We start from the raw sequence: 25,465 nt of genomic DNA, 5'->3' as shown, positions 1-25,465 counted from the left end.
CCCACGAAACACCTTGAAGCACCCTGAAGCACTTCTGAAGCAACGAAACAGGTAGGTCATGGCCGGGAACAGCCAGCGCAGGAACCGCCGCACGTCCAACAAGAAGGGCGCGCAGGTCGGCAGCGGTGGCAAGCGACGCCGCGGGCTGGAGGGCAAGGGTCCGACGCCGCCCGCGTCCGCGCGCAAGGGCCATGTCCAGAACCGCGTCGCCAACGCCAAGGCCAAGCAGACCGCGCGCCGTCAGGTCGCCCGTCGCGGCGGCAAGGGCACCAGCGAGATGGTCGTCGGCCGCAACCCCGTCTTCGAGGCGCTGCGCGACGGCGTGCCCGCCTCGACGCTCTACGTACAGCAGTTCATCGACAACGACGAGCGTGTCCGCGAGGCGCTCCAGCTCGCGGCCGACCGCGGCGGCATCCATCTGATGGAGGCCCCCAAGCCCGAGCTGGACCGGATGACGAACGGCCTGAACCACCAGGGCCTCGTCCTCCAGGTCCCGCCGTACGAGTACGCCCACCCCGACGACCTCGCCGCCGCGGCCTTCGACGACGGCGAGGACCCGCTGATCGTCGCGCTCGACGGGGTCACCGACCCGCGCAACCTCGGCGCGGTCGTCCGCTCCGTCTCCGCCTTCGGCGGGCACGGTGTCGTCGTACCGGAGCGCCGCGCCGCCGGGATGACGGCCGGAGCCTGGAAGTCGTCGGCCGGTACGGCGGCCCGCACGCCGGTCGCCCGCTGCACCAACCTGACCCGGGCGCTTGAGGCGTACAAGAAGGCGGGCCTGACCGTCGTCGGCCTCGCGGCGGACGGCGAGGCCGAGGTCGGTGACGTCGAAGCCCTCGGCGGTCCCGTCGTGATCGTCGTCGGCAGCGAGGGCAAGGGGCTGTCCCGGCTGGTCGGCGAGACCTGCGACTTCCGGCTCCGGATCCCGATGCCCGGCGGCGCCGAGTCGCTGAACGCCGGGGTCGCCGCGGGAGTGGTGCTGTACGAGGCGTCGCGCCGCCGGTCCTGAGCGCGGCCCGCGCGATCACGAACGGGGCGCCGTAGTGATCTTGACGGGCCTCGGACATTTCCCGCGCGTCAAGGCAGTGTCCTAAACACAAGTCACTCGGTTAGATGAGTGTGGACACCAGAACGCCCCGGCCCGGGTTCGACGATCAGCCCCCGCTGAGCATGCTCAAAGTGGACTGCGACCCCGCGCAGGTCATCGTGAACCACGCCAGCTTCCGGGTGAAGCTCGCGACGCCCCAGCGCCCCGGCGGCGCGCGCGCCGCGGCAGCGGACACCACGCGCATCCCCGTTGTCAGAGGCGGGGGCGGCGGTGGAGCGGCGCGTCGCAGGGCGCCCGTCGTCTGGAGCGGAAAGTCCGAGCCGGGCGACCCCGGAGCCAGCGGACTCCTCCAGGCCGTGCGGAACTCCTCCGCCCTGCCCGCGCGCGGCGCCTACCGCGACACGCCCGGTCTGCCCGAAGCAGCCGGAAGGGGGTACGACGCGGGCGCCACCCAGGTCATCCCGCGGATCGATGCCGAAGGCGAGACGACGGTACCGACACCCGTCGTCGGCGGCCCCCGGGTGGGCGTACCGGCTCCGGCCGGTCCCCCCCGTACCACCGCCACACCACTGCTGCCGCCCATGCGGCAGGCGGTCGGCGCGTACGACACGGCGCCCGACTCCGACGCGCGCCACGACTCCACCCGCTACGACAGCCGCTACGACACCCGCTATGACTCCGGCTACGACGCCGGATACGGCGGCGGATACGAAGCGCCCGAGGACGAGCCGTACGAGCTCGGCCAGGACCCCGACGAGCGGGACCGCTCCCTGCGGCACGGCACGGAGGGCGCGCGCGCCACCGACGCCGGCGTACGCCACGCGTACTACCCTGGCCGCCGGATGAACCTCGGCGTGGTGCTGCTCCCGCTCCGCGTCTTCCTCGGCTTCATCTCGATCTACGCCGGCATGGGCAAGCTCTGCGACCCCGTCTACTTCGACGGCGGCGAGCGCGGCTCGATGGTGAAGTGGCTCAACTCCCTGCACCCCTGGGCCCTCGCGGAGCCCCTGCGGGACTTCGCGCTCTCCCACCCCGTCGGCGCGGGCCTCAGCGTCGCCTTCCTCCAGATCGTGGTCGGCGTACTGACGGTGCTCGGCCTCTGGCAGCGGGTCGCCGCCTCCTTCGGGGCGCTGCTCTCGGCGGCGCTGCTGCTCACCGTCAGCTGGCGCACCGTCCCGGCGTACGACGCGCCCGACATCATCTACCTCGCCGCCTGGTCCCCACTGATCATCGCGGGCGCCCCGGTCTACTCCGTGGACGGGCGGCTCGCGGGCGAGGCCTGGCGCAGGCTCGGGCCGCGCTCTGAGCTCTGGGACCTGCGGCGCCGGGTGCTGCGCCGGGGCGCGGTCGTGGCGACCGTCGTCATCGGACTCACGCTGCTGGTCGGCTCGATCCTGGGCGGAGCCGTACGCTCCACCGAGATGGTGACCGTGCCCGGACCCAATGTGGACCCGGTCAATCAACTGCCGGGCGTCCCGCTGCCGCAGAGGCGCGGCGGAGGCCCGAGCAGCGCGTCCGGTTCGCCCGACAGCGGCGGCGCCAAGGGCGGTGCGTCGTCCGAGCCGTCCGCGAGCCGCTCGGGCAGCCCCACGGCTCCGCAGACCGCGCCCGGCAGTGACGGACAGGTCCGCGAGAGCGGCGGCGCCACGACGGGCACGGGACGGATTCAGCAGCCCCCCAGCCAGACGCAGGGCACGGTCCAGCAGGCCCCGCGGACCGCGGAGCAGGCCCCGCCGCCCTCCAGCAGCCAGGGACCGGCCTCCACGGGCGGTACGGGCGGCGACGGAAGCGGCGGAGGCGGCGGAGGCAGCGGGAGCGGCAGCAGCGGCGACGGGGGATCCGGCACCGGCGGCTCGTCCTCGGGCGGCGGCAACCGCAATCCGATCGGCGGCCTGCTCGGCTGACGCCGTGACCGCAAGGAGCACAGAACTGAACTGAGGGGCGGCCACCCGAGCGGGTGGCCGCCCCTCAGTCGTCGCGCAGTCGCGGAGTCGCGCAGTCGTCGCTCAGCCGCTCAGGAAGGCCGTCAGCGTCCTACGGGGGCGCCGGGGCTCCCGGGGACCCCGGGACGCCCGGGACCCGCCCGGGAAGGGGCCCGACGCCCTCTTAGGACGTGACAGGGCCCGCAGGGCGCCCAGGGCCGCCGGACGCCAGCTCCTTGGCCGCCTCCGTGAGGTCCTTCGCGGTGTCGATGGCCCGCCAGTACGCCCCGTTCGGCAGCGGATAGCCCGCCAGCCGCCGCTGCCGCGCCAGCCGGGGGAAGGTGGTCCGCTCGTGGTCGCCGCGATCGGGCAGCAACTCGACGAAGCCCGTGGAGAACACATACACCCCCGCGTTGATCAGATACGGCGACGGAGGCGACTCGATGAAGTCGAGGACATGACCGAACTCGTCCGTCTCGACGGCCCCCCACGGGATCCGCGGCCGGGCGAGGGCGAGCGTCGCCGTCGCGTCACGCTCGGCGTGGAACGCGGCCATCTCGCGCAGCGAGAAACGCGTCCAGATGTCGCCATTGGTGGCGTACCACGGCTGATCGGGGGCGGGCAGGCGCGCGGCGGCGTACTTGAGGCCGCCGCCGCGCCCCAGCGGCTCGGGCTCCACCACGGTGGTGACACGCAGCGGAAGATCCGCCGAGTCCAGCCATTCCTGGAGGACTTCGGCGAGATGGCCGCACGAGATGACGGCATCGGTCACGCCCTCGGCGGCGAGCCAGGAAAGCTGATGGCCGATGATCGGGGTCCCTGTTCCGGGGATCTCGACCATCGGCTTGGGCCGGTCATCGGTGTACGGGCGCAGCCGCGACCCCTGGCCGCCCGCGAGAACCACGGCCTGCGTCGGATACGTATGCATGCCGTGAACGATAGGCGGGCCGGACAGGGCGCCGGCGGTCAGTCCCCGCGGTCAGCTCCCCGCGGTCTGCTGGGAGACGCCGTACGCGAACGAGGTGTCGCACACGGGACGCGAGAAGGACTGCGCGCGCGTCGGGCCGTAGGAGGCCACGGCGGCGCGGCCGAGGGCCCGCGCGATCGACATGCAGTGCTTGGCGAGCGACGGGCGCTCCTCGACCTGCCGCTGAAGGTGCGTCAGGGCGATGCCCGGATCCTTCTCCTGAAGCTCCACGAGGAGCTGGTCGCGCAGAATATCCTGGGGCGTACGGGACTTGGCCCGGACCGAGGCGGTGTCCGAAGAGGCGGTCAGGACCTGCGACTCGGAGGTGCTGGCCGCCCACGGGACGCGGGCGACCGCGAGGGTCCCGGAGAGCACCAGGACGACGGGCAGTACGAGAGCGAGAGTTCGGCCGATACGGCGGGCTGTGTGGGTCACGCAGGCGAGCGTAGCGGTCAGTAATGATTTGGCGACATTTAGTCACTCGTGTGAGGGATGGTTCGACCGGACTTTTCGAATGGGGTGTTGACGCGCCCTGTCCGAAATGGCCGGTCTGCCGGGGTATTTGTCGACACACGCGCGCGGCCCCGCACCGGAGTGCGGGGCCGCGCGGACGAACTCGGACCGGTTCGGACCGGGAGCTCTGCGGGCGCGTCAGCCGTACGCGGCGTACGCGCCGCAGCCGCCCGTGAACACGGTGCCCCGGCCGTCCTAGTCGGTCAGGCGCTCGCCGGTCGAGGTCGAGAAGACGTGCGTCTCACCGGCACGCGGGACGACATGCAGCTTGGCGCCCTTCTCCGGTACGGCACGGCCGTTCACGCGGACCACGAGGTCCTTCTTCTCGCTGCCGAGGTCGGCGGTGCCGTAGACGTAACCGTCGGCACCCAGCTCCTCGACGACATTGACGGTCACGGCCAGACCGGCCGGAGCGTCCTTGGAGAGCGCGCCACCGGCGCCGCTCTCCTCCGCGAGATCGAAGTGCTCGGGACGGACACCGACCGTGACGGTCTTGTCACCCTTGTCCGCGGCGGCGGCGAGCGCGTCACGGGAGACCGGCACGACGCTGTTGCCGAACTTCACACCACCGTCGGTGATCGGCACCTCGACCAGGTTCATGGCAGGGGAGCCGATGAAGCCGGCGACGAAGAGGTTGTTGGGGCGGTCGTACATGTTGCGCGGCGAGTCGACCTGCTGAAGCAGACCGTCCTTGAGAACCGCCACCCGGTCGCCCATGGTCATGGCCTCGACCTGGTCGTGGGTCACGTACACCGTCGTGATGCCGAGGCGGCGCTGGAGCGACGCGATCTGCGTACGAGTGGAGACACGGAGCTTGGCGTCGAGGTTCGACAGCGGCTCGTCCATGAGGAACACCTGCGGCTCACGCACAATGGCGCGCCCCATCGCGACACGCTGCCGCTGACCACCGGAGAGCGCCTTCGGCTTGCGGTCGAGGTACTCGGTGAGGTCGAGGATCTTCGCGGCCTCTTCGACCTTCTTGCGGATCTCCGCCTTGTTCACACCGGCGATCTTGAGCGCGAAGCCCATGTTGTCGGCGACGGACATGTGCGGGTACAGCGCGTAGTTCTGGAACACCATGGCGATGTCCCGGTCCTTCGGCGGCAGATGCGTGACATCGCGGTCACCGATACGGATGGCGCCGCCGTTGACGTCCTCAAGACCCGCGAGCATGCGCAGGGAGGTCGACTTGCCGCAGCCGGACGGACCGACGAGGACGAGGAACTCGCCATCCTCGATCTCGATCTCCAGCTGGTCGACAGCGGGCTTGGTGGAACCCGGGTACACGCGGGTTGCCTTGTCGAACGAGACAGTTGCCATGGCGATGTGTCCCCTCACCGGCAGGAACGTGCCGGACGATCCGAGTAAAGGAGTGGGTCCTCCGCCGGGGGGCGGAGGATGGGTCTAGTCCACCTGGGTGAACTTGAGGTGACGGTACCTGTCCATTACTGATCTGTCAGTAGTCCTGCACGAACGAAATTTCTGGCGGAGCGGTGATCGAAGCCGGTTACACTGCTCGGGCACGCCTCCTTAGCTCAGTTGGCCAGAGCAACGCACTTGTAATGCGTAGGTCGTCGGTTCGAATCCGACAGGGGGCTCCGCGAAGCCCAGGTCATCTCCACCGGCCTGGGCTTTTCTCTTGCCCGTGCTCGGTCAGTGGCGGCCCGAGACTCGGTTCGCCGCGCGGGCCAGGGTGTGGGATCGCGGGGTCGGGGACGTCGTCTCCTTGCGGTCCGCCGTGCGGTAGGCCGCGTACATGCCGTGGACGCCGAGCCAGCGGAAGGGTTCCGGTTCCCAGTTGCGGACCTTGTGGTTGACCCAGGGGAGCGTGGTCAGGTCCGTGGGGCCCGACTGGCCGGAGTCCTGTTGGATCAGGTCGCGGAGGGTGCGGGCCGCGAGGTTGGTGGTGGCCACGCCGGAGCCCACGTAGCCGCCGGCCCAGCCCAGGCCGGTGGTGCGGTCGAGGGTGACGGTGGCGCACCAGTCGCGGGGGACGCCGAGGACGCCGGACCAGGCGTGGTCGACGCGGATGCCCGCGGTGGTGGGGAAGAAGTCGACGAGGATGGCGCGCAGGGCCTCGATCGTGGCGGGGTCGGTGCCGGAGGGGTGGCCGAGGCGGGCTGCCTTGGAGCCGTAGCGGTACGGGTAGCCGCGGCCGCCGAGGGCGATGCGGTCGTCGGCGGTGCGTTGCGCGTACATGTAGGTGTGGGCCATGTCGCCGAGGGTTTCGCGGCCGTCCCAGCCGAGGGTGTCCCAGATCTCGGTGGGGAGCGGTTCGGTGGCGATCATCGAGGAGTTCATCGGGAGCCAGGCGCGGCGGGTGCCCTTGAGGGTGGCGGTGAAGCCTTCGGTGCAGCGCAGGATGTAGGGCGCGCGGACGGTGCCGTACGGGGTGATGGCGTGCTTCGGCTTGATTTCGGTGACGGGCGTCGATTCGTGGATCGTGACGCCGAGTGCTTCGACGGCCTCGGCGAGGCCCTTGACCAGTTTGGCGGGGTGCAGTCGGGCGCCGTGCGGGGTCCAGCTGGAGCCGACGGCTTGGGTGACCCGGACACGTTCGGCGGTTTCGCGGGCGCCGTGGAGGGTGCGGTCGGTCTCGCCGAAGGCGATCTCGGTGGCGTGGAATTCCTTGAGGCGGGTGAGCTGGGCGGGGGTGCGGGCGACTTCGAGGACGCCGCCCCGGTGGATGTCGGCGTCGATCTTCTCCTCGTCGGCGACGCGTATGACCTCGGCGACGGTGTCGTTCATGGCCTTCTGGAGGCGTACGGCGGACTCGTGGCCGTGGAGTTTGGCGTAGCGGTCGCGGCCCGCGACGCCGTTGTAGAGCCAGCCGCCGTTGCGTCCGGAGGCTCCGTAGCCACAGAACTTGCCTTCCAGCACGGTGATGTTGAGGAACGGTACGGCTTTCTTGAGGTAGTACGCCGTCCACAGGCCGGTGTACCCGCCGCCGACGATGCAGATGTCGGCGGTGGCGTCGCCGGGGAGTGGTTCGCGGGGGGCGGGTATGCCGTCCTTCGCGTACCAGAAGGAGATGCCGCCGTTGTTCGCGCTGGTCATGAGGGTGTTCGTACACCGCTGTCCGTATGCCTGTCCAGGGTGAGCGGGTAGCAGGCGAGGCCGATCAGGACGGCGGCGAAGTGGCCGAGGTCGGTGAAGCCGCGGGCGGCGATCAGGGGGGTGCCGAAGTAGATGAGGACGGCGCCGAGGTAGGGCAGATGCCAGGGTTTGGGGACGCGGTAGGTCAGGACGGCGATGACGCCGGCGAGTGCGTAGCTGACGCCGACGTCGAGCGTGTTGAGGGCGGACTGCGGGGCGTGGCCGTGGCGGATGGCCCAGCCCAGGACGCCTTCGCTGATCAGTGTGGCGCCGATGTGCGCGAGGGCGACGACGGCGAGCCAGCGTGTGGTGCCGAGCCAGTGTTCCGCCGGGGCGTGGAAGGCGGTGTAGAGCACGGCGTACGGGGCCCACGCGCCGCCGCCGATCCAGAAGGCGCTGACGATGAGCACGCGGACCGGGTCGGTGGACAGCTCATGGATGTTGGTGGAGCTCTGGCGCAGGACGTCTTCTTCGAGCTCCGGTGACATGCGGTGGAGGGCGACGGTGGTGACGAAGAGGGCCGCCAGCCAGAGGTAGGTGCCGGGGGCGCTCGTGATCCAGTCGGTTCCGGCGCGGGCCGCGCGGCGGGCGAGGGGCCGGGCGAGGGCCCGGGGCCGGCGCCGGGCTCGGGGGCGGGCCGTGGGGAGGGCCGGGGGCAGGAAACGGCGCATGGGCCGATTCACCCATGCCCCTAGGATCGATGACGTGATTGACATTCCGGCGGAGTTGGTGGAAACACAGTCGAAGATCCTGGGCGAGACGGGCCGCGCCTTCATCGCGGCGCTGCCGGGCCGGGCGGCGGATTTCCTGGAGCGGTGGGAGCTGCGCCGTACCGGCCCTTCGATGTACGGCATGTGCGCGCTGGTGCTGCCGGTGGAGCGGGCGGACGGTACGCCCGCCGTGCTGAAGCTCCAGCACCTGGACGAGGAGTCGGCCGGGGAGCCGGTGGCGCTGCGGGTGTGGGGCGGCGACGGCGCGGTGCGGCTGCTGGGGTACGACGACGAGACCGGCACGCTGCTGCTGGAGCGGCTCGACACCCGGGATCTGAACGGGGTGGACTCGCGTGAGGCGGTCCGGGTCATCGCGGAGCTGCTGGCGCGGCTGACGGCGGTGCCCGCGCCGGCGGGGATGCGTGGCCTGGGGGAGGTCGCCGCGCGCATGCTCGACGACGTGCCGGTGCTGTCGCGGTCGCTGCCTGAGGAGGCCGAGCGGAGGCTGCTGCGGGATTGCGCGGCGGCGGTGCGCGAGGTGGTGGACGAGCCCGGGGACCGGTTGCTGCATTGGGATCTGCACTACGAGAACGTGCTGGCCTCGCACCCCGCCGACGCGCGGGAGCCGTGGCTGGCGATCGATCCGAAGCCGCTGGCGGGCGATCCGGGGTTCGATCTGATGCCGGCTCTCGACAACCGGTTCGACGCGGCGGAGACGGTGTGGCGCTTCGATCTGATGACGGAGGTGCTGGGGCTCGACCGGGAGCGGGCGCGGGCGTGGACGTTGGGGCGGGTGCTCCAGAACAGCTTGTGGGACATCGCGGACGGGGAGCGCGCGCTGAATCCGGAGCAGGTGTCGATCGCGCGGTCGCTGCTCGCGCGGTAGAGGTAGCGGTCGCTGCTCGTGCGCCAGCGGTCGCCGCTGGCGCGGTGGCGGGGCGACAGGGGAGTCTGGGGTCGTGATTCGTACTGCCACACCCGCTGACGTTCCGGTGATCCGCGCGATGATCCGTGAGCTGGCGGAGTATGAGAAGGCCCTGGACGAGGCGCGCGCCACCGAGGAGCAGTTGCGCGAGGCGCTGTTCGGGGAGCGGCCCGCCGCGTACGCGCATATCGCGGAGACGGAGGACGGGGAGCCGGTCGGGTTCGCGCTCTGGTTCCTCAATTTCTCGACGTGGCGTGGCGTGCGCGGCATCTACCTGGAGGATCTGTACGTACGTCCTGAGCGGCGCGGTGGTGGGCACGGCAAGGCGCTGCTGACGGAACTGGCGCGGATCTGTGTGGAGCGCGGTTATGAGCGGCTGGAGTGGTCGGTCCTGGACTGGAACGAGCCGTCGATCGCGTTCTACCGGTCGCTGGGCGCGGTGCCGCAGGACGAGTGGACAGTGTTCCGGCTGACGGACGGGGCGCTCGGCGAGCTGGGGGCGCCGTCCCGATAAGGCCCTGTGGACGTACGGGCGCGGGGCGCGGGCCGCGGGTCTCGGGGCGTGGGGCGCGGTCAGGCGGTCCGCGCTCGCGCCGCCTCGGCGGCGGCCTCCCGGCTGCGCGGCGAACCGCCGTTGACGAGCAGTACGGCGATCACCGCGGCGCCCACCAGAATGATGGCCGCCCAGGCCATGGCGACGGTGAAGCCGTGCACGGTGCCGGTGTTGACGATGTCGGCCTTCTGCGCCGGTGTGAGCCCTCCCCTGGGCGCCGCCTGCCGTTCCGCCGAGGTGAGATGGGTCGCCAGGTAGGTCGCGGTGGCGGTCGTCGCGAGGGTGTTGAGCAGAGCCGTACCGATGGATCCGCCGATCTGCTGAGCCGTGTTGACGGTGGCGGAGCCGACCCCGGCGTCCTTCGGCGCGACGCCGGTGGTGGCGGTGGAGATGGCGGGCATGAAGGTCAGCCCCAGGCCCAGGCCGAGCAGCAGCGTGCCGGGCAGGATGTGGGTGGGGTAGCTGGAATGGGTGTCGATGAAGGTCAGTGAGTACAGCCCGCCCGCCGCGAGCAGCAGCCCCGGGCCGAGCAGCAGCCTCGGTGGTACGTAGGGCAGCAGCCGGGCGGAGATCTGGGTGGATCCGACGACGATCGCGGTGGTCAGCGGCAGGAAGGCGAGACCGGTTCTGAGCGGTGAGTAGCCGAGGATGTTCTGCAGGAAGTACGTCATGAACAGGAACGCCCCGAACAGTCCGATGGTCGTCAGGCACATGGTGAGCACCGAGCCGCCGCGGTTGCGGTCGCGGATGATGTGCGGGGGCAGGAGCGGGCCGGGGCTGCGGGTCTGCCACCAGGCGAAGACGCAGAGGAGCGCGACCCCGCCGATCAGCGGCCCCAGGACGAGCGGGGCGCTCCAGCCGTGCGCCTCGGCCTCGCTGAGCCCGTAGACGAGGGCGACGAGCCCGCCGCAGCCGAGGACGACGCCGGGGATGTCGAGGTGGGCCTCCCGGGTGCCCGCGCGGTCGCTGAGGAGGGTGAGCGCGCCGACGACGGCGATGACGGCGATCGGGACGTTGACGTAGAGGCACCAGCGCCAGCTGAGGAATTCGGTGAGGACGCCGCCGACGAGCAGACCGATGGCGGAGCCCGCGCCCGCGATGGCGCTGAAGATCCCGAACGCCTTGGCGCGCTCGCTGCCACTGGTGAATCTGGTGGTGAGCAGGGAGAGCGCGGAGGGGGCGAGGAGCGCGGCGAAGACGCCCTGGAGCGCGCGGGAGGCGAAGAGCATCTCGGGGCCGGTGGACGCGCCGCCGATCGCGGAGGCCGCGGCGAAGCCGATCAGCCCGGCGATGAAGGTGCGTTTGCGGCCGACGAGGTCGGCGATCCGGCCGCCCAGCAGCAGGAGACCGCCGAAGGCGAGGCTGTACGCGGTGATCACCCACTGCCGGTTGCCGTTGGTGAGGCCGAGTTCGCGCTGCGCGGAGGGCAGGGCGATGTTCACGATGGTGGCGTCGAGTACGACCATGAGCTGGGCCGTCGCGATGACGGCCAGAGCCCACCAGCGGTGGGTGTCGACGGCGGCGCCGGGCTCGGGGCGGGGTCGTGGGTCCGGTTTCGGGGGCGGGTCACTCATCGAGATCGTCCCTCACGGTGAATCTCCGGCGGATCGCCCCCCGGACTGCGTCGAATCTGTGCACAGGACAAATCTCTGCACAGGACACCATGAATCGGTGGTCTCCGCTTCTCGCGGCCTTTCGGATGAGGCGAGGGGCCGCGGAGGGTGCCGTACCGGCGCCGGACCCCCGTCCCGGCGCCGGTACGGGGCCTGCCCCCTTGTGGCGGTCACGGCTCGTTGCTAAGGCTCCAGGACGACCTTGCCCATCGTTCCCCGGGTCTCCAGCGCCCGGTGGGCCCAGGCCGCGTTCGCCAGTGGGAAGCGCTGTACGGCGGGGCGCAGCCGACCGGCGGCGGCCTCGGCGAGTGAGCGTTCTTCGAGCGCGCGGACATCGCCGCCCGCCTTGGCGATCATCACCGGCCCGAGGACGGACTCGGAGGTGATGCCGCGCTCCGTCAGTTCCTCGTCGGTGAAGGTCAGCGGCTTTCCGTCGTGCAGTCCCTCGCCGGACCAGCCGAAGACGATGTGCTTGCCGCCCTTGCCGAGGAGGTCGACGGCGGCGAGTCCGGTCGCCCCGCCGACGGAGTCGAAGAGGACGGTCGCGCGCCGGTCGCCCAGCCGGTCACGGAGGTGGTCGCGGACCCGCTCGGGCCAGTCGGGGCGGGTGTAGTCGACGGCGAGGTCGGCGCCGTTCTCGGCGACCCGCGTGACCTTGGCCGCCCCGCCCGCCAGGCCGATGACGGTGGCGTCGGCGTTCTTCGCGTACTGGACGAGGAGCGTGCCGATGCCGCCTGCCGCCGCCGGTACGAGGACGATGTCGTCCGGGCCGAGGTCCGTGAACTGGAGGATGCCCATGGTCGTACGGCCCGTGCCGATCATGGCGACGGCCTCGGCCGCGTCGAGTCCTGCCGGGATCTCGTGGAGCCGTGCGGTGTCGGTGACGGCCAGTTCCGCGTAGCCGCCGGGGACCATCCCGAGATGGGCGACGACGTGTTTGCCGAGCCAGCCCGTGTCCACGCCCTCGCCGAGCGACTCGACCGTACCGGCGACCTCGCGGCCGGGGATGGTGGGCAGTTCGGCGGGGGCGGGGGAGGGGCCCTGCATGCCCTCGCGCAGGGCGGTGTCGAGGAGATGGACTCCGGCCGCGGCGACGGCGATCCGGACCTGGCCGGGGGCCGGTACGGGGTCCTCGGTCAGCTCGTGGACGAGGTTCTCGGCGGGGCCGAAGGCATGGAGGCGGATGGCGTGCATGGCGGGCTCCCAGGGGTTGTCCGGCGTACGAAGTGGTCCGGCGTACGGGGAACAGCCAATGACCTCAAGCATGGTTGAGGTCAAGCGATGCCGGAACTCCGCTTCTTCAGAGCCGAGAGCCGCTGGACGGCCAGCGCCGCCGCGCCGATCCCGCTGTTGAACGACACCTCCGCGAGCACGCCGGGCGCGGCGACCTGGTCACCCGCGAGGTAGACGCCCTGGCCGTGGTCGATACGGGGCCGGTCCCGCCAGGTGGTGCCCGGCGGATCGACGGCGCCGGTACGGCCGGTCGCAAGGGACTCGCGCCGCCAGGCGGTACGCGTGCGCCAGCCGGGAAACCCCAGGTCGAGCAGGTTCTCGGCGCGGGCGATGCCATCGGCCCTGGACTCGTCGGGGCCGACCGGGAAGTGCCCCTGGAGCAGTTGCTCACCGGCCGGGGCGAGGGACGGGTCCTGCGCGGTGAACCGTTCGAGCCAGCCCGGTGCGTCGAGGTCCGAGACGATGAACGGGTCGCCCTCGCGCGTACGCAGCGCGAGATCGAGCAGCGCGGTACGGCCGCCGGTCCAGCGCAGGCCGTCGTCCTTGAGGAGGCGGCGGGCCGCTTCCAGGGAGGTCGCCACGATCACGGGGGTGTCCTCGGGAAGGCTCTCGATCCGTACGGACGTCTCGACCCGTACGCCCAGCTTCCGGGCGTGCGCGGCCATCCGGTCGGTCAGCCGGCCCCAGCCGCCGATCGGGTAGCGGGCCTCGGGCGGCAGGGCGGCGGTGCGCCGCAGCCGCTCCTGGACGAAGGCGGCGGAGAGCGCGCCGGGGTCGTGGTGGAAGAGGGCGACGGCGCTGTAGTGCGCGGCGGCGCGCGCGATGTCGGCGCCGGCCAGCTCCGTGGCCCAGGTGATGAAGTCGGTGTCCACCGGGGCGGTTTCGGCCTTCCGGCGGGCGAGGGTGAACACTCCGAGGGGCGGGGTCCTGCGCAGGGCGCCGCCCCGGTGGAAGCGGAAGCGGTGGCTCTCGCGCAGGGGCGGGGTCGCCGTCCGACCGAGGAGGTCGCGCCGTCGCAGCCAGGCCCAGTGCGGTCCGTGGCTGTAGAGGGCGTGCGGTCCTTCGTTGGCCGCGTAGGGGCCCTCGGTGGTGCGGCCCCGGCCGCCGAGGGTGCGGTGGGCCTCGTACAGGGTGACGGCGGCGCCCGACTCGGCGGCGCTGATGGCGGCGGTGAGTCCGGCGAAGCCCCCGCCGATGACGGTGACGCGATGGCTGGGATTCATGGTCGGTGTCTCTCTCCTTCGCTCGCTCTCTCTCACCGGTGTGACGGAAAGCGAACAGCCGGATGTGACATCGGCGCGTTGTCAGTGCCGTACGTCACCATGGGGTCATGGCACGGAAGACGACGAGGACCGGCGCGGGCGGGGCGAGCGGCGAAGGCGGCGCGGGCAGGGCGAGCGGGGCGGGCCGGGTCCCGGCGGCGCGGCGCGCGGAGGTACGGCTGCCGCCGCTGAGTCCGTACGGCGGCGGGCTTGAGCCGGACGGCGACTACGACGGCCTGGAGTTCAAGGACCTCGACCTGTCGGACCAGGAGGGGCCGGGGTCGCGGTTCATCGATTGCGCGCTGCGTGAGTGCGGGCTGGACGAGACGGCGCTGGGGCGGGCGCGGTTCATCGATTCCGTACTGAGCGGTGTCCGGGGGGTGGGTACGGACCTGTCCGGGGCGTCGCTGCGCGATGTGGAGGTGGTGGACGCACGGCTGGGCGGGACGCAGCTGCATGGCGCCGTGCTGGAGCGGGTGCTGATCCGGGGCGGGAAGATCGACTATCTGAACTTCCGCAAGGCCCGGCTGAAGGATGTGGTGTTCGAGGGTGTCGTCCTGTCCGAACCGGACTTCGGGGGAGCGGAGTTGGTACGGGTCGAGTTCCGGGACTGTGTGCTGCGACGGGCCGATCTGAGCGGTGTGCGGATGAAGGACGTCGATCTGCGGACGGTCGCCGAGCTGGATATCGCGCGGGGCCTGGACCGGCTGGCGGGGGCGGTCATCAGCTCGGCGCAACTGCTGCATCTGGCACCGGCGTTCGCGGCGCAGATCGGGGTGCGGGTGGAGGACTGACGTGGGAGCGGACGAGGCCCGGTCCTTCGAAGGCCCCGACCCTGGGGGGATGGGGTCGGGGCCTTCGTGGTGCTCCAGAGGCACGGCCTTGTGTGGGGGGAGGAAGCGGTCGCCCGATTCCCGGCAGTGCCCCGGCAGAACCTCGTCTGCCCGGTGCCGGGGGATGTACGCCTGCCGGTCCGGGAATCGATGGGTGGGGTCTGTGACCGTGTTGTGGGGGCTGTGGGGTGAGGGCCGTGCGGTGGGGTTTGTGGGGGTGGGCCCCGGCCTGGGGTGGGTCAGCTGCGGGGGAAGCGGGACTGGAGGTCCCAGATGATCGGGTTGTCGGCCAGGCCCTCGTGCATATCGGCGAGATCCGCGATCAGATCGTGCAGGAAGTCGCGCGCCTCACGGCGCAGCAGCCGGTGGCTGAAGGTGAGGGGCGGCTCGTCGCCGGGCATCCAGTCGGCCTCCACATCGACCCAGCCGAAGCGCCGCTGGAAGAGCATGCGGTCGGCGGACTCGGTGAAGTCGAGCTCGGCGTACTGGGGCTTGGCCGCGCGGCTGCCGCGCGGATCGCGGTCGAGCTGCTCCACGATGTCGCACAGCGCCCAGGCGAAGTCGAGCACCGGCACCCATCCCCAGGCTGTGGACACCTCGCGGTCCGCGTGGGTGTCCGCGAGATAGACGTCCCCGCAGAACAGGTCGTGCCGCAGCGCCCGGACGTCCGCGAGGCGGTAATCGGTCTGCGGAGGATCGGGAAAGCGCCGGGAGAGGGAGTAGCCGATGTCGAGCACGGGCCCGATGGTGTCACGGCCGTCCCCGCGCATCCGTGGGGTGGTCGATCACGCGTTCTCCGACGAGCGGCCCGCTCGGCCGTACGACGCACTGAACCCGTGGGCAGGTCGGGCGACGGACTGTCCTCCGTCTTCCTCACAGGTTTTCCTCCATACGCCGGACCACGTTTGCCTCGGGGCGGCAGCGATCTCCGGTCTTTCATCTCCGTGACAGCCGCACGACGCGGATACGGAGGACCGGGCCCGGACCGACCACACCGGTGAACTCCCTCTCGTCGGGGGCGTCTTGATCCGGCCGGCGGCCGACCGCCTGCCCGTGGGCGGCGCCCGGGGCGGCGCCCGGGGCGGCGCGCCGGCGCTGGTCAGCTGCCATCGGCCTGACCTGCGAGTTCCCGCCGTCCGGCCTACGATCACCGGGTGTACCCGCGCCCGGCACTCCGCCTCGCCTCCGCCCCCGCACTCCCCGTTGCCCTCGTCCTCGCCCTCGTTCTCGGCGGCTGTGGGCCGGGCAGTGGCGTGCACGGCAAGCCGGGCGCCGCGAGCCTGCGCGATCCCTACTTCGCGCGGATCGGCAACGGCGGGTACGACGTCCAGCACTACGGTCTGACCCTCGACTACGCGCCGGACACCGGCCGGCTCAACGGCACCGCCGAGATCACCGCCCGCGCCACCCATGACCTCAGCGCCTTCAACCTCGATCTCGACGGGCTGACGGTGGACTCCGTGACCGTCGACGGCGAGAAGGCCGCCTTCCACCACGCCGGTACGGAACTGACGCTGCGCCCCGGCGACGACCTCCGCCGGGGCGCCACCTTCCGTACGGTCGTCCGCTACTCCGGCGTCCCCCGGCGCATCGTCGACCCCGACACATCGGTGGAGGGCTGGCTCCGGACCGGGGAGCGCGCGGTCGGGCTGGGGGAGCCGACCGGCTCGATGGCGTGGTTCCCGGGCAACCACCACCCGAGCGACAAGGCGGCGTATGACATCCGGATCACCGTTCCCGAGGGCCTGACGGCCGTCTCCAACGGTGAACTGCGCAAGGAGCGCACAGCGGACGGGCGCACGTCCTTCGACTGGCACTCGGCGGAGCCGATGGCGAGTTATGTGGCCATGGTCGCCATCGGCCCGTACAAGACGCGTCAGACCGAGGGGACGAAGGGGGCGGTGCCCATCTACACGGCGGTCGATCCGACCGCCGCCAAGGGCAGCGCGCTGCTCCTCAAGGAGCTCCCCCGGATCGTGAAGTGGCAGGAGAAGACCTTCGGGCCGTACCCCTTCTCCTCCGCAGGTGTCGTCATCGGACGGCCGGGCGACTCCGGGTACGCCCTGGAGACCCAGAACAGACCCTTCCTCCCGGGCCCCACCAGCGTCGCGACGCTGGTCCACGAGATGGCCCACCAGTGGTTCGGCAACTCGGTGACCCCCAAGTCCTGGCGGGACATGTGGCTCAGCGAGGGTTTCGCGGAGTACACGGAGTGGCTCTGGACGGAGCACACCGAGCGCGTACCGGTCCGTCAGAGCTTCGTCGACGCGTACGACGCCGACGCGAACTGGACGTTCCCGCCGGCGCACCCGCCCAGCGCGGTGAACATCTCCGACCCGCCGGTGTACGGACGCGGCGCCATGGTGCTCCAGCGCGTACGGGAGACGGTGGGCGACGCCACCTTCTTCCGCATCGTGCGCGGCTGGGCCCGGACGTACCGCCACGGCAACGCCGATACGCACGACTTCACGACGTACGTGGAACGGGAGTCGGGCCGCGACCTCGGGGATCTGTGGGACACGTGGCTGTACGGGGAGGAGAAGCCTTCGCTGGAGTAGGTAGGGGGGAGGTTCGGGCGGAGGGGTAGTCGGGGTGGGCCGGGGGGTTTGGTGGCGGGTGGGGGCCGCCCCTGATCTTTGAGTGTCGCGGTTGCGGGTCGGGCGTCAAGGGCGCTCCTTCGTCGCGTCGGCTGCGCCGATTGCGCTTCGCTACACCCTTGACACCCAACCCTCCACCGCAAGTGCTGCTTTGAGGGGGGCGGCCCGGGGGAGGGGTCCCCGGGGAAGCACCCATGTGCCGGGGGTCTGTTCCCGGCCTGCGGCCCGGTGGGCCCTGCGGGGCGCGCGGCAGTGGAGTGGGGTGGCCCGGCCCCGGCTCAGCGACTGATCCCCGTGGGCGGCGGGGATTCATGCCCCGCTGGTGGGGGTGTGTGGGTGGTGGGGTGGGTGTGACTGGTGAGGCGCTGATTGGGCGGGTCGGAGGAGGTGATGTGTCGTGGGAACGACTTAACCGAACTCAGGACGCATCACCGGCCGGGGGACCTCAGAACGGCCCGCCAAACTGGGACATAGGGGGTGGCTTGCGGGTCTGTCTGCCTCCGTCGACAGATGTCACCCGACAACGAGCCCGGGCAGCGGGGCATGAGTCCCAACTACCCACTCACGCCTGCTCGCTGAGCCGGTGCCGGGCCGCCCCACTCCACTGCCGCGCGCCCCGCAGGGTCCACCGGGCCGCAGGCCGGGAAAGGACCGGCCCCACAAACCCAGCCCCCCGGGGACCCCTCCCCCCGGGCCGCCCCCCCTCAAAGCTGCACTTGCGGTGGAGGGTTGGGTGTCAAGGGTGGGCGTAGCCCATCGGCTTGCCGACGCGACGAAGGAGCGCCCTTGACGCCCGACCCGGAGCCGCGAAACTGAAACCTAAGGGGCGGCCCCCACCCGCCATCAAACCCCCCGGCTCACCCCGACTACCCCTCGCCCCTGACCCGCAGCCAACCCACCGCCCAGACAGACCAGTGGGCCCCGGCCGGAGCCGGGGCCCACTGGTTACCTCGTCACCTCGTCACCGCATCGGTGTTCGTGTCAGAGGTTGACGCCGAAGTCCGTGGCGATGCCCACGAGGCCCGAGGCGTAGCCCTGGCCGACCGCGCGGAACTTCCACTCCGCGCCGTTGCGGTACAGCTCGCCGAAGACCATCGCGGTCTCGGTGGCGGCGTCCTCGCTCAGGTCGTAGCGGGCGATCTCGGTGCCGCCGGCCTGGTTGACGATGCGGATGTACGCGTTCCGCACCTGGCCGAAGTTCTGGCTGCGGGTCTCGGCGTCGTAGATCGAGACCGGGAAGACAATCTTGTCGACGTCGGCCGGCAGACCCGCCAGGTTGACGTTGATCGCCTCGTCGTCGCCCTCGCCCTCACCCGTGCGGTTGTCACCCGTGTGGACGATCGTCTGGTCCGGCGTCGACTTGTTGTTGAAGAAGACGAAGTGGCTGTCGGAGACGACCTTTCCGCCTCCGTTCACCGCGATCGCCGAGGCGTCGAGGTCGAAGTCGGTGCCGGTGGTGGTACGGACGTCCCAGCCGAGGCCGACCGTGACGGCGGTCAGGCCCGGTGCCTCCTTGGTGAGCGAGACGTTGCCGCCCTTGGACAGGCTTACAGCCATGGGGATGTCCCTTTCGTTGTCAGTGCGGGCTTCGAGTCGTCCCGAAGCTACCGTCACCCGACATAACGTGGGCAGAGGTCCAGGAGGTTCCGCCCCCCTTTACTTTCTTTACCCGAGGTGGACGCGTGCCCCGGGAAAAAAGGGTGACGGAAGCGGGCGGGACACGGGACCATAGGGGCATGTCCGGACACGCTCATGTCATCCGTGGTTCGGTCTCCCTGCCGGAGGCCGAACTGATGTGGCGTTTCTCAAGGTCCTCCGGGCCGGGCGGACAGCACGTCAACACCAGTGACTCGAAGGCGGAACTGCGTTTCGATCTCGCGAAGACGGAAGCGCTGCCGCCGGTGTGGAAGGAACGCGCGCTGGAGCGGCTCGCGGACCGGCTGGTGGACGGCGTGATCACCGTACGCGCGTCGGAGCACCGCTCCCAGTGGCGCAACCGCGAGACCGCGGCCGTACGCCTCGCCTCCCTCCTGGCGGAGGCGACGGCCCCGCCGCCGCGCCCGCGCAGGAAGACGAAGATCCCGCGTGGCATCAACGAACGGCGGCTGCGCGAGAAGAAGCAGCGCGCCGAGACGAAGCGCGGCCGTACCGGCCGCGACTGGACCTGAGGCCCCGTGCAAGTCCGGGCCGGGGGCTAGTACCGACCCCGTCGGAGACGAGTACCGGCCCCGTCAGACCTCCGGGACTACGAACCCAGCTGCCGGTAGCGTCCCTTGAAGTACATCAGCGGGCCGCCCTCCGCGCTCGGCAGCTCCGCCGTCAGCACCCGTCCGATGACCAGCGTGTGGTCGCCCGCCTCGATCCGCTGTTCCGTACGGCACTCCAGCACCGCGAGCGATCCCCCGATCAACAGCGCGCCGCTCACCTCTCCCCGGCGGTAGGGGATGTCCTCGAACAGCAGCCGGTCGCTGATCCGGCCCTTCATCGCGAACCGGCCCGCGACATGGCGCTGGCTCTCGGAGAGCAAGGAGGCCGCCCACAGCGGCTGTTCGAGGAGCAGGTCGTCCATGCGGGAGCCGTTGCGCACGCTGACCAGTACCAGCGGGGGGTCCAGCGAGACCGACATGAAGGCGGTCGCCGTCATCCCGGCGTCCTCGCCGCGCGGTCCGGTGGCGCTCAAAGGGGGCTCGTGCGCTGTCACCAGCACCACCCCCGAGGCCAGCCGGGCGAGGGCGGCGCGGAACTCTTCGTTGCTCACCCCTTCAGGATGGGGGATGGGACCGAGGGCGTCGGTACGGGTGTCAGGGCTCGTTCGGGGCACAGATGGGGGCACAGAGGAGACGCTAGCCCGTGCCATTCCCACCCGCATCGGGCCAGGGGACCAGCCCGGTCCTAGGACCAGGTGCGTCACAGGAGCGTCCGCCCTGTCACCCGTCACCCGCCCCCGCCACCCGTCCCCGTCACCCGCCCCCGCCACCCGTCCCCGTCACCCGCCTCCGCCACCCGGCCCGCCGCCCCGGCCCGTCACCTTGGCTCGCCACCCCGCCGAATTTGCGTTCAAGAAAGTTGGGGAGCGCTCTCACCAGGCCGTCCATCCCTTCATCGGGTCATGTGACTTGACTCACAGAGTGGGGTAATTGTTGACCCTGTGTACCGAGCGCGCAGCTCCCTGTGATTCAGTGGCGAGGCCAGTGCAGGACGAGAGCCGATGAGAATCCTGGAGTTGCTGTCGAGGTCTCGGGGAGAGCGAGCAATGGAGACCGAGTCGGAGCCGTATGTCCGTCTTGCGACCCTGCGGCAGTTGCATGAGGCCGTCGCCGAACTCAACACCGCCCGCAGCCTTGCGGACACCCTCCAGACCGTGGCCGACGGTGTCGTCACCGGGCTCGGGTACGAACTGGCCTGCGTCAATGTCGTCCAGGCCGACGGTGACCTCGTCGTCGCCGCGTTCGCCGGGAGTGCCGCCGCCGAAGCCCTGATCACCGGCCGTGTCGGCTCCCGGGCCTCCTGGGAGCGGCGGCTGCTGATGGGCGAGAGCTGGGGCGAGCTGCGCTTCATACCGCACACCGAGGGCTGGGTGCTGCTGGAGGACGACGTCCCGCAGTGGTACACCGAGGGTCCCGATCCGCGCTTCGAGGACGAGTGGCACCCGCAGGACCGGCTCTACGCCCCGATGTACGCGTCCGGCGGCGGGAGCGAGCTGCTCGGCGTCATCTCCGTCGACCGGCCGCGCGGCGGGCGCCGGCCGGGCCCCTGGGGGCAGGAAGCGCTCCAGATGTACGCGTCGCAGGCCGCCATTGCGATCAGTAACGCTCGGCTGCGAGCAAATATGCAGCGCGCGCTGGTCCGGCTCGAACGGGAACAGCAGGCGCTGCGGGCCAGTGAGGAATCCTTCCGCCAGGCGTTCGAGTACGCACCCAGCGGGATGGCCATCGCCGAGATGGGCGGTGACCAGCACGGCCGGCTGCTGCGGACCAATGACGCGCTCTGCCGGCTGCTGGGCCGCCCCGCCTCCGCGATGCGCCGCCACTCCTTCTCCGATCTGGTCCACCCCGAGGACATCGGGACGCTGCTGCGCACCTCCGCCGAGGGGGGCCGCGCCGAGCTGCGGCTGCTGCGGCGCGACGGCACCTACGTCTGGGTCTCGCTGCGCAACTCCGTGGTCGCCGACACCGCCGACGGCCCGCGCTTTCTGCTCACCCACGTCGAGGACATCGAGGAGCGCAAGAGCCGCGAGCTCCAGCTCGCGCACCGCGCCTCGCACGACTCGCTCACCGGCCTGCCGAACAGCGCCGAGCTGCGCTCCCGTCTCAGCGCCCGGCTCTGTTCGCGGCCCCACGCGATGCGGGAGACCGCGGTCGAGGCGCTGGACGCGGCGTACGGAGGGTACGAGGGCACCGTCCTGTACGAGCCCGGATATGACGCGTACGACGGCTATGACGGCTATGACCAGTACGAGGAGCGCGGCGGCGGCCAGGGCGGCGGCCGTTCGGTCGTGCCCGCGGTCGGCGGGGTGCCCCTCGACCACCATGTGCACATGGTCGCGCCCAACGACGACCCCGAGGCCGACGACGGCACGAAGGGCCTGGCGGTCCTCTTCTGCGACCTCGACGGCTTCAAGTCCATCAACGACCGGTTCGGCCACAACACCGGTGACGCGGTGCTGATCGAGGTCGCGCGCCGGCTGACCACCGGGGTACGGGACGGGGACACCGTCGCCCGCCTCGGGGGTGACGAATTCGTCGTTCTCGCGGACGGACTCGGTTCGGCGGACGCCGCCGATCTCGCCGTACGGCTGCGGAACGCGATCATTCCGCCCATCAGGGTCGACGGCCGGGCGGTCCGGGTCGGGGCGAGCTTCGGTATCAGCTGGGCGAGCTGCGGGATGTCGGTCGAGGAAGTACTGCAATCCGCTGACCAGCGGATGTATATCGAAAAGCGGTCGCGGAGCAAGGTGCACCGGCGTGCGGGGTAGACGCTCCCCGAGGGGGCGTCCCGACATGTCGGGACGGTTTCCACAGCCGTTCGGGACAGTGCTGGGACATGTCTGCGATCCGTTGTTCACCCACGGGTCGCAGACTGGCTGCCACCCGTCAAGGCCCGCCCGTGGCCTTGCCCATTCGAGGTAGGCTCGGCCGGTCGGCGACGCTGGCGAGATGGTAAGGAGTGACCAGGGATGACGGCCGGGAACAACGGCACGAGCACGCCCGAGGACGACGATCCGTTCGGCTATCTGTACGAGGACGGACAGGCGGCGGGTGCCCATCAGCGACGCCAAGGCGGCTACGGCTACCCCGGTCCGGCCGCGCAGCCCGGCGTGCCAAGGACTTCGTACAACCAGGTCAGAACGGTCGGCGAGCGTCAGTACGGTCAGCAGCAGGCGGCCGGGCCGCAGCAGGCGCCGTACGGTCAGCAGCCGCAGTACGGCCAGGCTCCCTACGGTCAGCAGCAGGCACCCCAGGGCCAGGCCCCCTACGGCCAGGCTCCCTATGGTCAGGCGCCCTACGGCCAGCAGCAGAACCCGCACTACGCGGCCCCCGAGACCCACCCCGGCGGTGCCACCACCCGCCAGGTGCCGGCCCAGCGGGGCGGCGGGCGCGGCAGCGGCCCCAACACCAAGGGCCTGCTGATCGGCGCGATCGCCGTCGTCGCGGTGGTCGTGATCGGTATCACGGCCGCGCTGCTCACCAACGGCGACGACAAGAACAACAACGCGGACGTGCCACCGACCGGCGGCACCAGCCCCTCGGCCGACCAGTCGCAGCAGCAGCCCACCGAGGAGGCGAGCGGCAAGGACGACTCGTCGCCTGACGGGATCGGCCTCCCCAAGCAGGACGCGGCCACCCTCAAGCTGGGCCCGCCCGCCGTCCTCGCGACGGACATCGACGGTGCCCAGGGCACCAACGGCTCCTATGTGACCGGCTTCAACGCCGTCGGGGCGTCGGTGACCTGGACCGCCGACATCGAGGAGGCCGGCTCCTACGCGCTGTCCGTGCGCTACGCCATACCCGCCAAGGACGCCAACGCCACCCTGACCGTCAACGGCAAGGCGAACAACTCCCCGCTCGGGCTGAAGAACTTCATCAGCTCCAACGACCCGGACTGGTCGAAGAACTGGCAGACCACGTGGGCGCCGGTCGAGCTCAAGAAGGGCAAGAACACCCTCAAGATCTCCTGCGAGCAGGGCAATCAGTGCGACGCCATTCTCGACTGGCTGGAGGTCACGCCCCCCAAGGGGTAGTCCCCCAAGAGGTAGTCCTCCCAAGGGGTAGCTCCCCAAGGGGTGGTGATCAGCGCGCCGGGGAGTCGGCGGAGCTGACCACCCGCAGGAAATCCGCCACCGTCCCGGCCATCGCCTCGCGAGCCGGGACGAGGTATTTCCGGGGGTCCACCGTCGTGGGGTGCGCGGCGAGATAGGCGCGTACGGCGCCGGTGAAGGCCGTGTTGAGCGCCGTACCCACATTGATCTTGACCATGCCGGCCGCGACCGCCCGGCGGATCTCCTCGTCCGGGACACCGGACGACCCGTGCAGGACCAGGGGTACGGGGACGGCGTCGCGCAGCGCGGCGATCAGGGTGTGGTCGAGAGCGGCCGTGCGGTGGGTCATCGCGTGGGACGAGCCGACCGCGACGGCCAGCGCGTCCACGCCGGTCTCGGCGACATAGACGCTCGCCTCGGCCGGATCCGTACGGACGCCCGGGGCGTGTGCGTCGAGGGACGGTTCGCCGTCCTTGCCGCCCACCGCGCCCAGTTCGGCCTCGACCCAGATGCCGTGGTCATGGCCCCAGCGCACGACCTCGGCGGTGGCCGCGAGGTTGTCCGCGTACGGCAGTTTCGACGCGTCGAACATCACCGAGCTGAAGCCGGCCCGGGGCGCGGCCCGCAGCAGTGCCACCGATTCGACATGGTCGAGATGGAGGGAGAGCGGCGCGGAGGAGGCGCGGGCGACGGCCGCCGCGGCGGCGGTGACCGCGCCGGGGTCGCCGCCGTGGAACGTCACCGCGTTCTCCGATATCTGGAGGATCGCGGGCGCCCCGGCCCCTTCGGCGCCGGTGGCGATCGCCTCCGCGTGCTCCAGGGTGATGACGTTGAAGGCGGCGATTCCGCTGCCCGCGGTCCTCGCGGCCGTGACGAGTTCTCCGGTGCTGACGAGTGGCATGCGTGCCTCAGTCCTTCCAGCTTGCGGTTCCGTCCTCGGCCTTGACGCCGGGTCCGGGGCGTTCCTCGACGCTACGGTCCGGGTTGTTCCGTCACCGTCACCCGTGGCAGCAGTTCCTCGTACGCCTCCGTGTCGAACTCGCCCGCCGCCGGGGCCAGGACCGTCGCCGTGGCCAGGGCGACCGCGCGGGCCAGCCGGGCCGGCCAGGGCAGCCGCTCGACGAGGCCCGAGAGCAGCCCGGCCACCGCCGAGTCGCCCGCGCCCGTCGGGTTGCCCTTCACGGAAGCGGGCGGGGTCGCCTGCCAGATTCCGTCCGGGGTGGCCGCGAGGATGCCGTCGGGTCCGAGCGAGGCGATGACGGCGTGCGCGCCGCGCCGGCGGGCGTCGCGCGCGGCGCGCAGCGGCTCGCGGGAGCCGGTGAGCCGGGCGAGCTCGTCGGCGTTCGGCTTGACCAGATCGGGGCGGGCGGCGACGCCCCGGCGCAGCGGTTCGCCGCTGGTGTCGAGGAGCACCGGCACGCCGGCGGCGCGGGCCCGGCGGATCAGCTCGGCGTACGCGCCGACATGGATGCCGGGCGGCAGGCTGCCGCACAGGGCGACGGCGTCGGCGCCGGTGAGCAGCCGCTCGTACGCGCCGAGGAAGTCGGACCACTCGGCGGAGGAGACGGTCGGGCCCGGCTCGTTGAGCTGAGTGGTGTCGCCGCTCGTCTCGTCGACGACGGCGAGGGTGCGGCGGGTGGAGCCGGAGATCGGTACGAGCGCGTCCACCGGCCGGGCCCTGGAGCTCCCGGGGCCGCTGTTGCCGAGCAGTTCCCGCAGCACATCGCCCGTCCGGCCGCCCGCGAACCCCGTCACCACCGTCTCGTGGCCCAGTGCCGACAGCACCCGCGCGACGTTCAGGCCCTTGCCGCCGGGGCGTTCGGTGACATCGCTGACGCGGTGCGTGGTGCCCGGGACCAGCGCGGGGGTGTGGTACGTGATGTCCAGCGCGGCATTGAGCGTGACCGTCACGATCATCCGTCGCACCCCCGGGA

General features: G+C 71.3%; 22 protein-coding genes and 1 tRNA gene. 10 read left to right on the top strand and 13 right to left on the bottom strand.

Annotated elements, in window-relative coordinates; translation table 11 throughout:
* Window positions 1-58: 58 nt before the first annotated feature.
* On the top strand, window positions 59-1,009 hold the full coding sequence (gene rlmB / locus M1203_RS25890) for a 23S rRNA (guanosine(2251)-2'-O)-methyltransferase RlmB (RefSeq protein ID WP_249952200.1): 951 nt from the start codon (window positions 59-61) through the stop codon (window positions 1,007-1,009).
* 104 nt (window positions 1,010-1,113) lie between these two features.
* Complete coding sequence (locus M1203_RS25885) at window positions 1,114-2,952, top strand: DoxX family protein (RefSeq protein WP_249952199.1); 1,839 nt, start codon at window positions 1,114-1,116, stop codon at window positions 2,950-2,952.
* 202 nt (window positions 2,953-3,154) lie between these two features.
* Here the strand turns inward: M1203_RS25885 and M1203_RS25880 are convergent, their stop codons facing one another.
* The 3 genes from M1203_RS25880 to M1203_RS25870 form a co-directional block, all read right to left on the bottom strand.
* Window positions 3,155-3,898 (bottom strand): nucleotidyltransferase family protein, encoded by a 744-nt coding sequence (locus M1203_RS25880; protein ID WP_249952198.1) that lies wholly within the window; start codon window positions 3,896-3,898, stop codon window positions 3,155-3,157.
* A 51-nt stretch (window positions 3,899-3,949) separates the two neighbouring features.
* Window positions 3,950-4,372, bottom strand: coding sequence for a hypothetical protein (locus tag M1203_RS25875; RefSeq protein WP_249952197.1), 423 nt, complete (start codon window positions 4,370-4,372; stop codon window positions 3,950-3,952).
* Window positions 4,373-4,645: 273 nt separating this feature from the next.
* Window positions 4,646-5,770, bottom strand: coding sequence for an ABC transporter ATP-binding protein (locus M1203_RS25870; protein ID WP_249952196.1), 1,125 nt, complete (start codon window positions 5,768-5,770; stop codon window positions 4,646-4,648).
* A gap of 204 nt (window positions 5,771-5,974) precedes the next feature.
* Here M1203_RS25870 and M1203_RS25865 point away from each other — a divergent pair.
* Window positions 5,975-6,048, top strand: a tRNA-Thr gene (locus tag M1203_RS25865).
* Window positions 6,049-6,103: 55 nt separating this feature from the next.
* Here the strand turns inward: M1203_RS25865 and M1203_RS25860 are convergent.
* Window positions 6,104-7,507, bottom strand: a complete 1,404-nt coding sequence (locus M1203_RS25860; protein ID WP_249952195.1) for an FAD-binding oxidoreductase — start codon at window positions 7,505-7,507, stop codon at window positions 6,104-6,106.
* A complete protein-coding gene (locus M1203_RS25855; RefSeq protein ID WP_249952194.1) occupies window positions 7,504-8,217 on the bottom strand; it encodes a rhomboid-like protein in 714 nt (237 codons plus the stop codon). The genes M1203_RS25860 and M1203_RS25855 overlap by 4 nt, the downstream gene beginning before the upstream one ends.
* Here M1203_RS25855 and M1203_RS25850 point away from each other — a divergent pair.
* Both M1203_RS25850 and M1203_RS25845 read left to right on the top strand, forming a co-directional pair.
* Window positions 8,216-9,142, top strand: a complete 927-nt coding sequence (locus M1203_RS25850) for an aminoglycoside phosphotransferase family protein (protein WP_249952193.1) — start codon at window positions 8,216-8,218, stop codon at window positions 9,140-9,142. The two genes, M1203_RS25855 and M1203_RS25850, sit on opposite strands and share 2 nt — an antisense overlap.
* A gap of 73 nt (window positions 9,143-9,215) precedes the next feature.
* Entirely contained in the window at window positions 9,216-9,695 is a 480-nt protein-coding gene (locus M1203_RS25845; protein ID WP_249952192.1) for a GNAT family N-acetyltransferase, read from the top strand.
* A gap of 59 nt (window positions 9,696-9,754) precedes the next feature.
* Here the strand turns inward: M1203_RS25845 and M1203_RS25840 are convergent, their stop codons facing one another.
* From M1203_RS25840 to M1203_RS25830, 3 genes are all read right to left on the bottom strand, one after another.
* Complete coding sequence (locus M1203_RS25840) at window positions 9,755-11,308, bottom strand: MFS transporter (protein WP_249952191.1); 1,554 nt, start codon at window positions 11,306-11,308, stop codon at window positions 9,755-9,757.
* Between the two features lie 222 nt (window positions 11,309-11,530).
* Window positions 11,531-12,541 carry a zinc-binding dehydrogenase gene (locus M1203_RS25835; protein ID WP_249952190.1) on the bottom strand — a complete coding sequence of 337 codons (1,011 nt, stop codon included), beginning with the start codon at window positions 12,539-12,541 and terminating at the stop codon, window positions 11,531-11,533.
* 80 nt (window positions 12,542-12,621) lie between these two features.
* Entirely contained in the window at window positions 12,622-13,803 is a 1,182-nt protein-coding gene (locus M1203_RS25830; protein WP_249952189.1) for an FAD-dependent oxidoreductase, read from the bottom strand.
* A gap of 107 nt (window positions 13,804-13,910) precedes the next feature.
* Here M1203_RS25830 and M1203_RS25825 point away from each other — a divergent pair, with 107 nt between their 5' ends.
* Window positions 13,911-14,636: a pentapeptide repeat-containing protein gene (locus tag M1203_RS25825; protein ID WP_249952188.1), complete on the top strand. Its 726-nt coding sequence runs from the start codon at window positions 13,911-13,913 to the stop codon at window positions 14,634-14,636.
* 278 nt (window positions 14,637-14,914) lie between these two features.
* Here the strand turns inward: M1203_RS25825 and M1203_RS25820 are convergent, their stop codons facing one another.
* Window positions 14,915-15,412, bottom strand: coding sequence for a hypothetical protein (locus M1203_RS25820; RefSeq protein WP_249952273.1), 498 nt, complete (start codon window positions 15,410-15,412; stop codon window positions 14,915-14,917).
* Window positions 15,413-15,829: 417 nt separating this feature from the next.
* Here M1203_RS25820 and M1203_RS25815 point away from each other — a divergent pair, with 417 nt between their 5' ends.
* Window positions 15,830-17,233 carry a M1 family metallopeptidase gene (locus M1203_RS25815; protein ID WP_249952187.1) on the top strand — a complete coding sequence of 468 codons (1,404 nt, stop codon included), beginning with the start codon at window positions 15,830-15,832 and terminating at the stop codon, window positions 17,231-17,233.
* Between the two features lie 1,020 nt (window positions 17,234-18,253).
* On the opposite strand, the gene M1203_RS25810 is transcribed toward M1203_RS25815, so the two are convergent.
* Complete coding sequence (locus tag M1203_RS25810) at window positions 18,254-18,829, bottom strand: TerD family protein (protein ID WP_249952186.1); 576 nt, start codon at window positions 18,827-18,829, stop codon at window positions 18,254-18,256.
* A 179-nt stretch (window positions 18,830-19,008) separates the two neighbouring features.
* On the opposite strand from M1203_RS25810, the gene arfB reads away from it, so the two are divergent.
* Window positions 19,009-19,440, top strand: a complete 432-nt coding sequence (arfB, locus tag M1203_RS25805) for an alternative ribosome rescue aminoacyl-tRNA hydrolase ArfB (protein ID WP_249952185.1) — start codon at window positions 19,009-19,011, stop codon at window positions 19,438-19,440.
* 77 nt (window positions 19,441-19,517) lie between these two features.
* Here the strand turns inward: arfB and M1203_RS25800 are convergent, their stop codons facing one another.
* Window positions 19,518-20,030: a flavin reductase family protein gene (locus M1203_RS25800; protein WP_374403986.1), complete on the bottom strand. Its 513-nt coding sequence runs from the start codon at window positions 20,028-20,030 to the stop codon at window positions 19,518-19,520.
* Between the two features lie 495 nt (window positions 20,031-20,525).
* Between M1203_RS25800 and cdgB the strand changes: the two genes are divergently transcribed.
* Both cdgB and M1203_RS25790 read left to right on the top strand, forming a co-directional pair.
* Window positions 20,526-22,247 (top strand): diguanylate cyclase CdgB, encoded by a 1,722-nt coding sequence (gene cdgB / locus M1203_RS25795; RefSeq protein ID WP_249952183.1) that lies wholly within the window; start codon window positions 20,526-20,528, stop codon window positions 22,245-22,247.
* 201 nt (window positions 22,248-22,448) lie between these two features.
* Window positions 22,449-23,513 (top strand): CBM35 domain-containing protein, encoded by a 1,065-nt coding sequence (locus tag M1203_RS25790; protein ID WP_249952182.1) that lies wholly within the window; start codon window positions 22,449-22,451, stop codon window positions 23,511-23,513.
* 49 nt (window positions 23,514-23,562) lie between these two features.
* Here the strand turns inward: M1203_RS25790 and M1203_RS25785 are convergent, their stop codons facing one another.
* On the bottom strand, window positions 23,563-24,432 hold the full coding sequence (locus M1203_RS25785) for a class II fructose-bisphosphate aldolase (RefSeq protein ID WP_249952181.1): 870 nt from the start codon (window positions 24,430-24,432) through the stop codon (window positions 23,563-23,565).
* 71 nt (window positions 24,433-24,503) lie between these two features.
* Window positions 24,504-25,448, bottom strand: a complete 945-nt coding sequence (locus M1203_RS25780) for a 1-phosphofructokinase family hexose kinase (RefSeq protein WP_249952180.1) — start codon at window positions 25,446-25,448, stop codon at window positions 24,504-24,506.
* Window positions 25,449-25,465: the final 17 nt, after the last annotated feature.

Origin of the sequence: Streptomyces sp. 35G-GA-8, from assembly GCF_023534745.1 — a bacterium.
Classification (GTDB): domain Bacteria; phylum Actinomycetota; class Actinomycetes; order Streptomycetales; family Streptomycetaceae; genus Streptomyces.
Note: the sequence above shows the minus strand (reverse complement) of the source record. Positions and strands in the feature narration are given on the sequence as shown.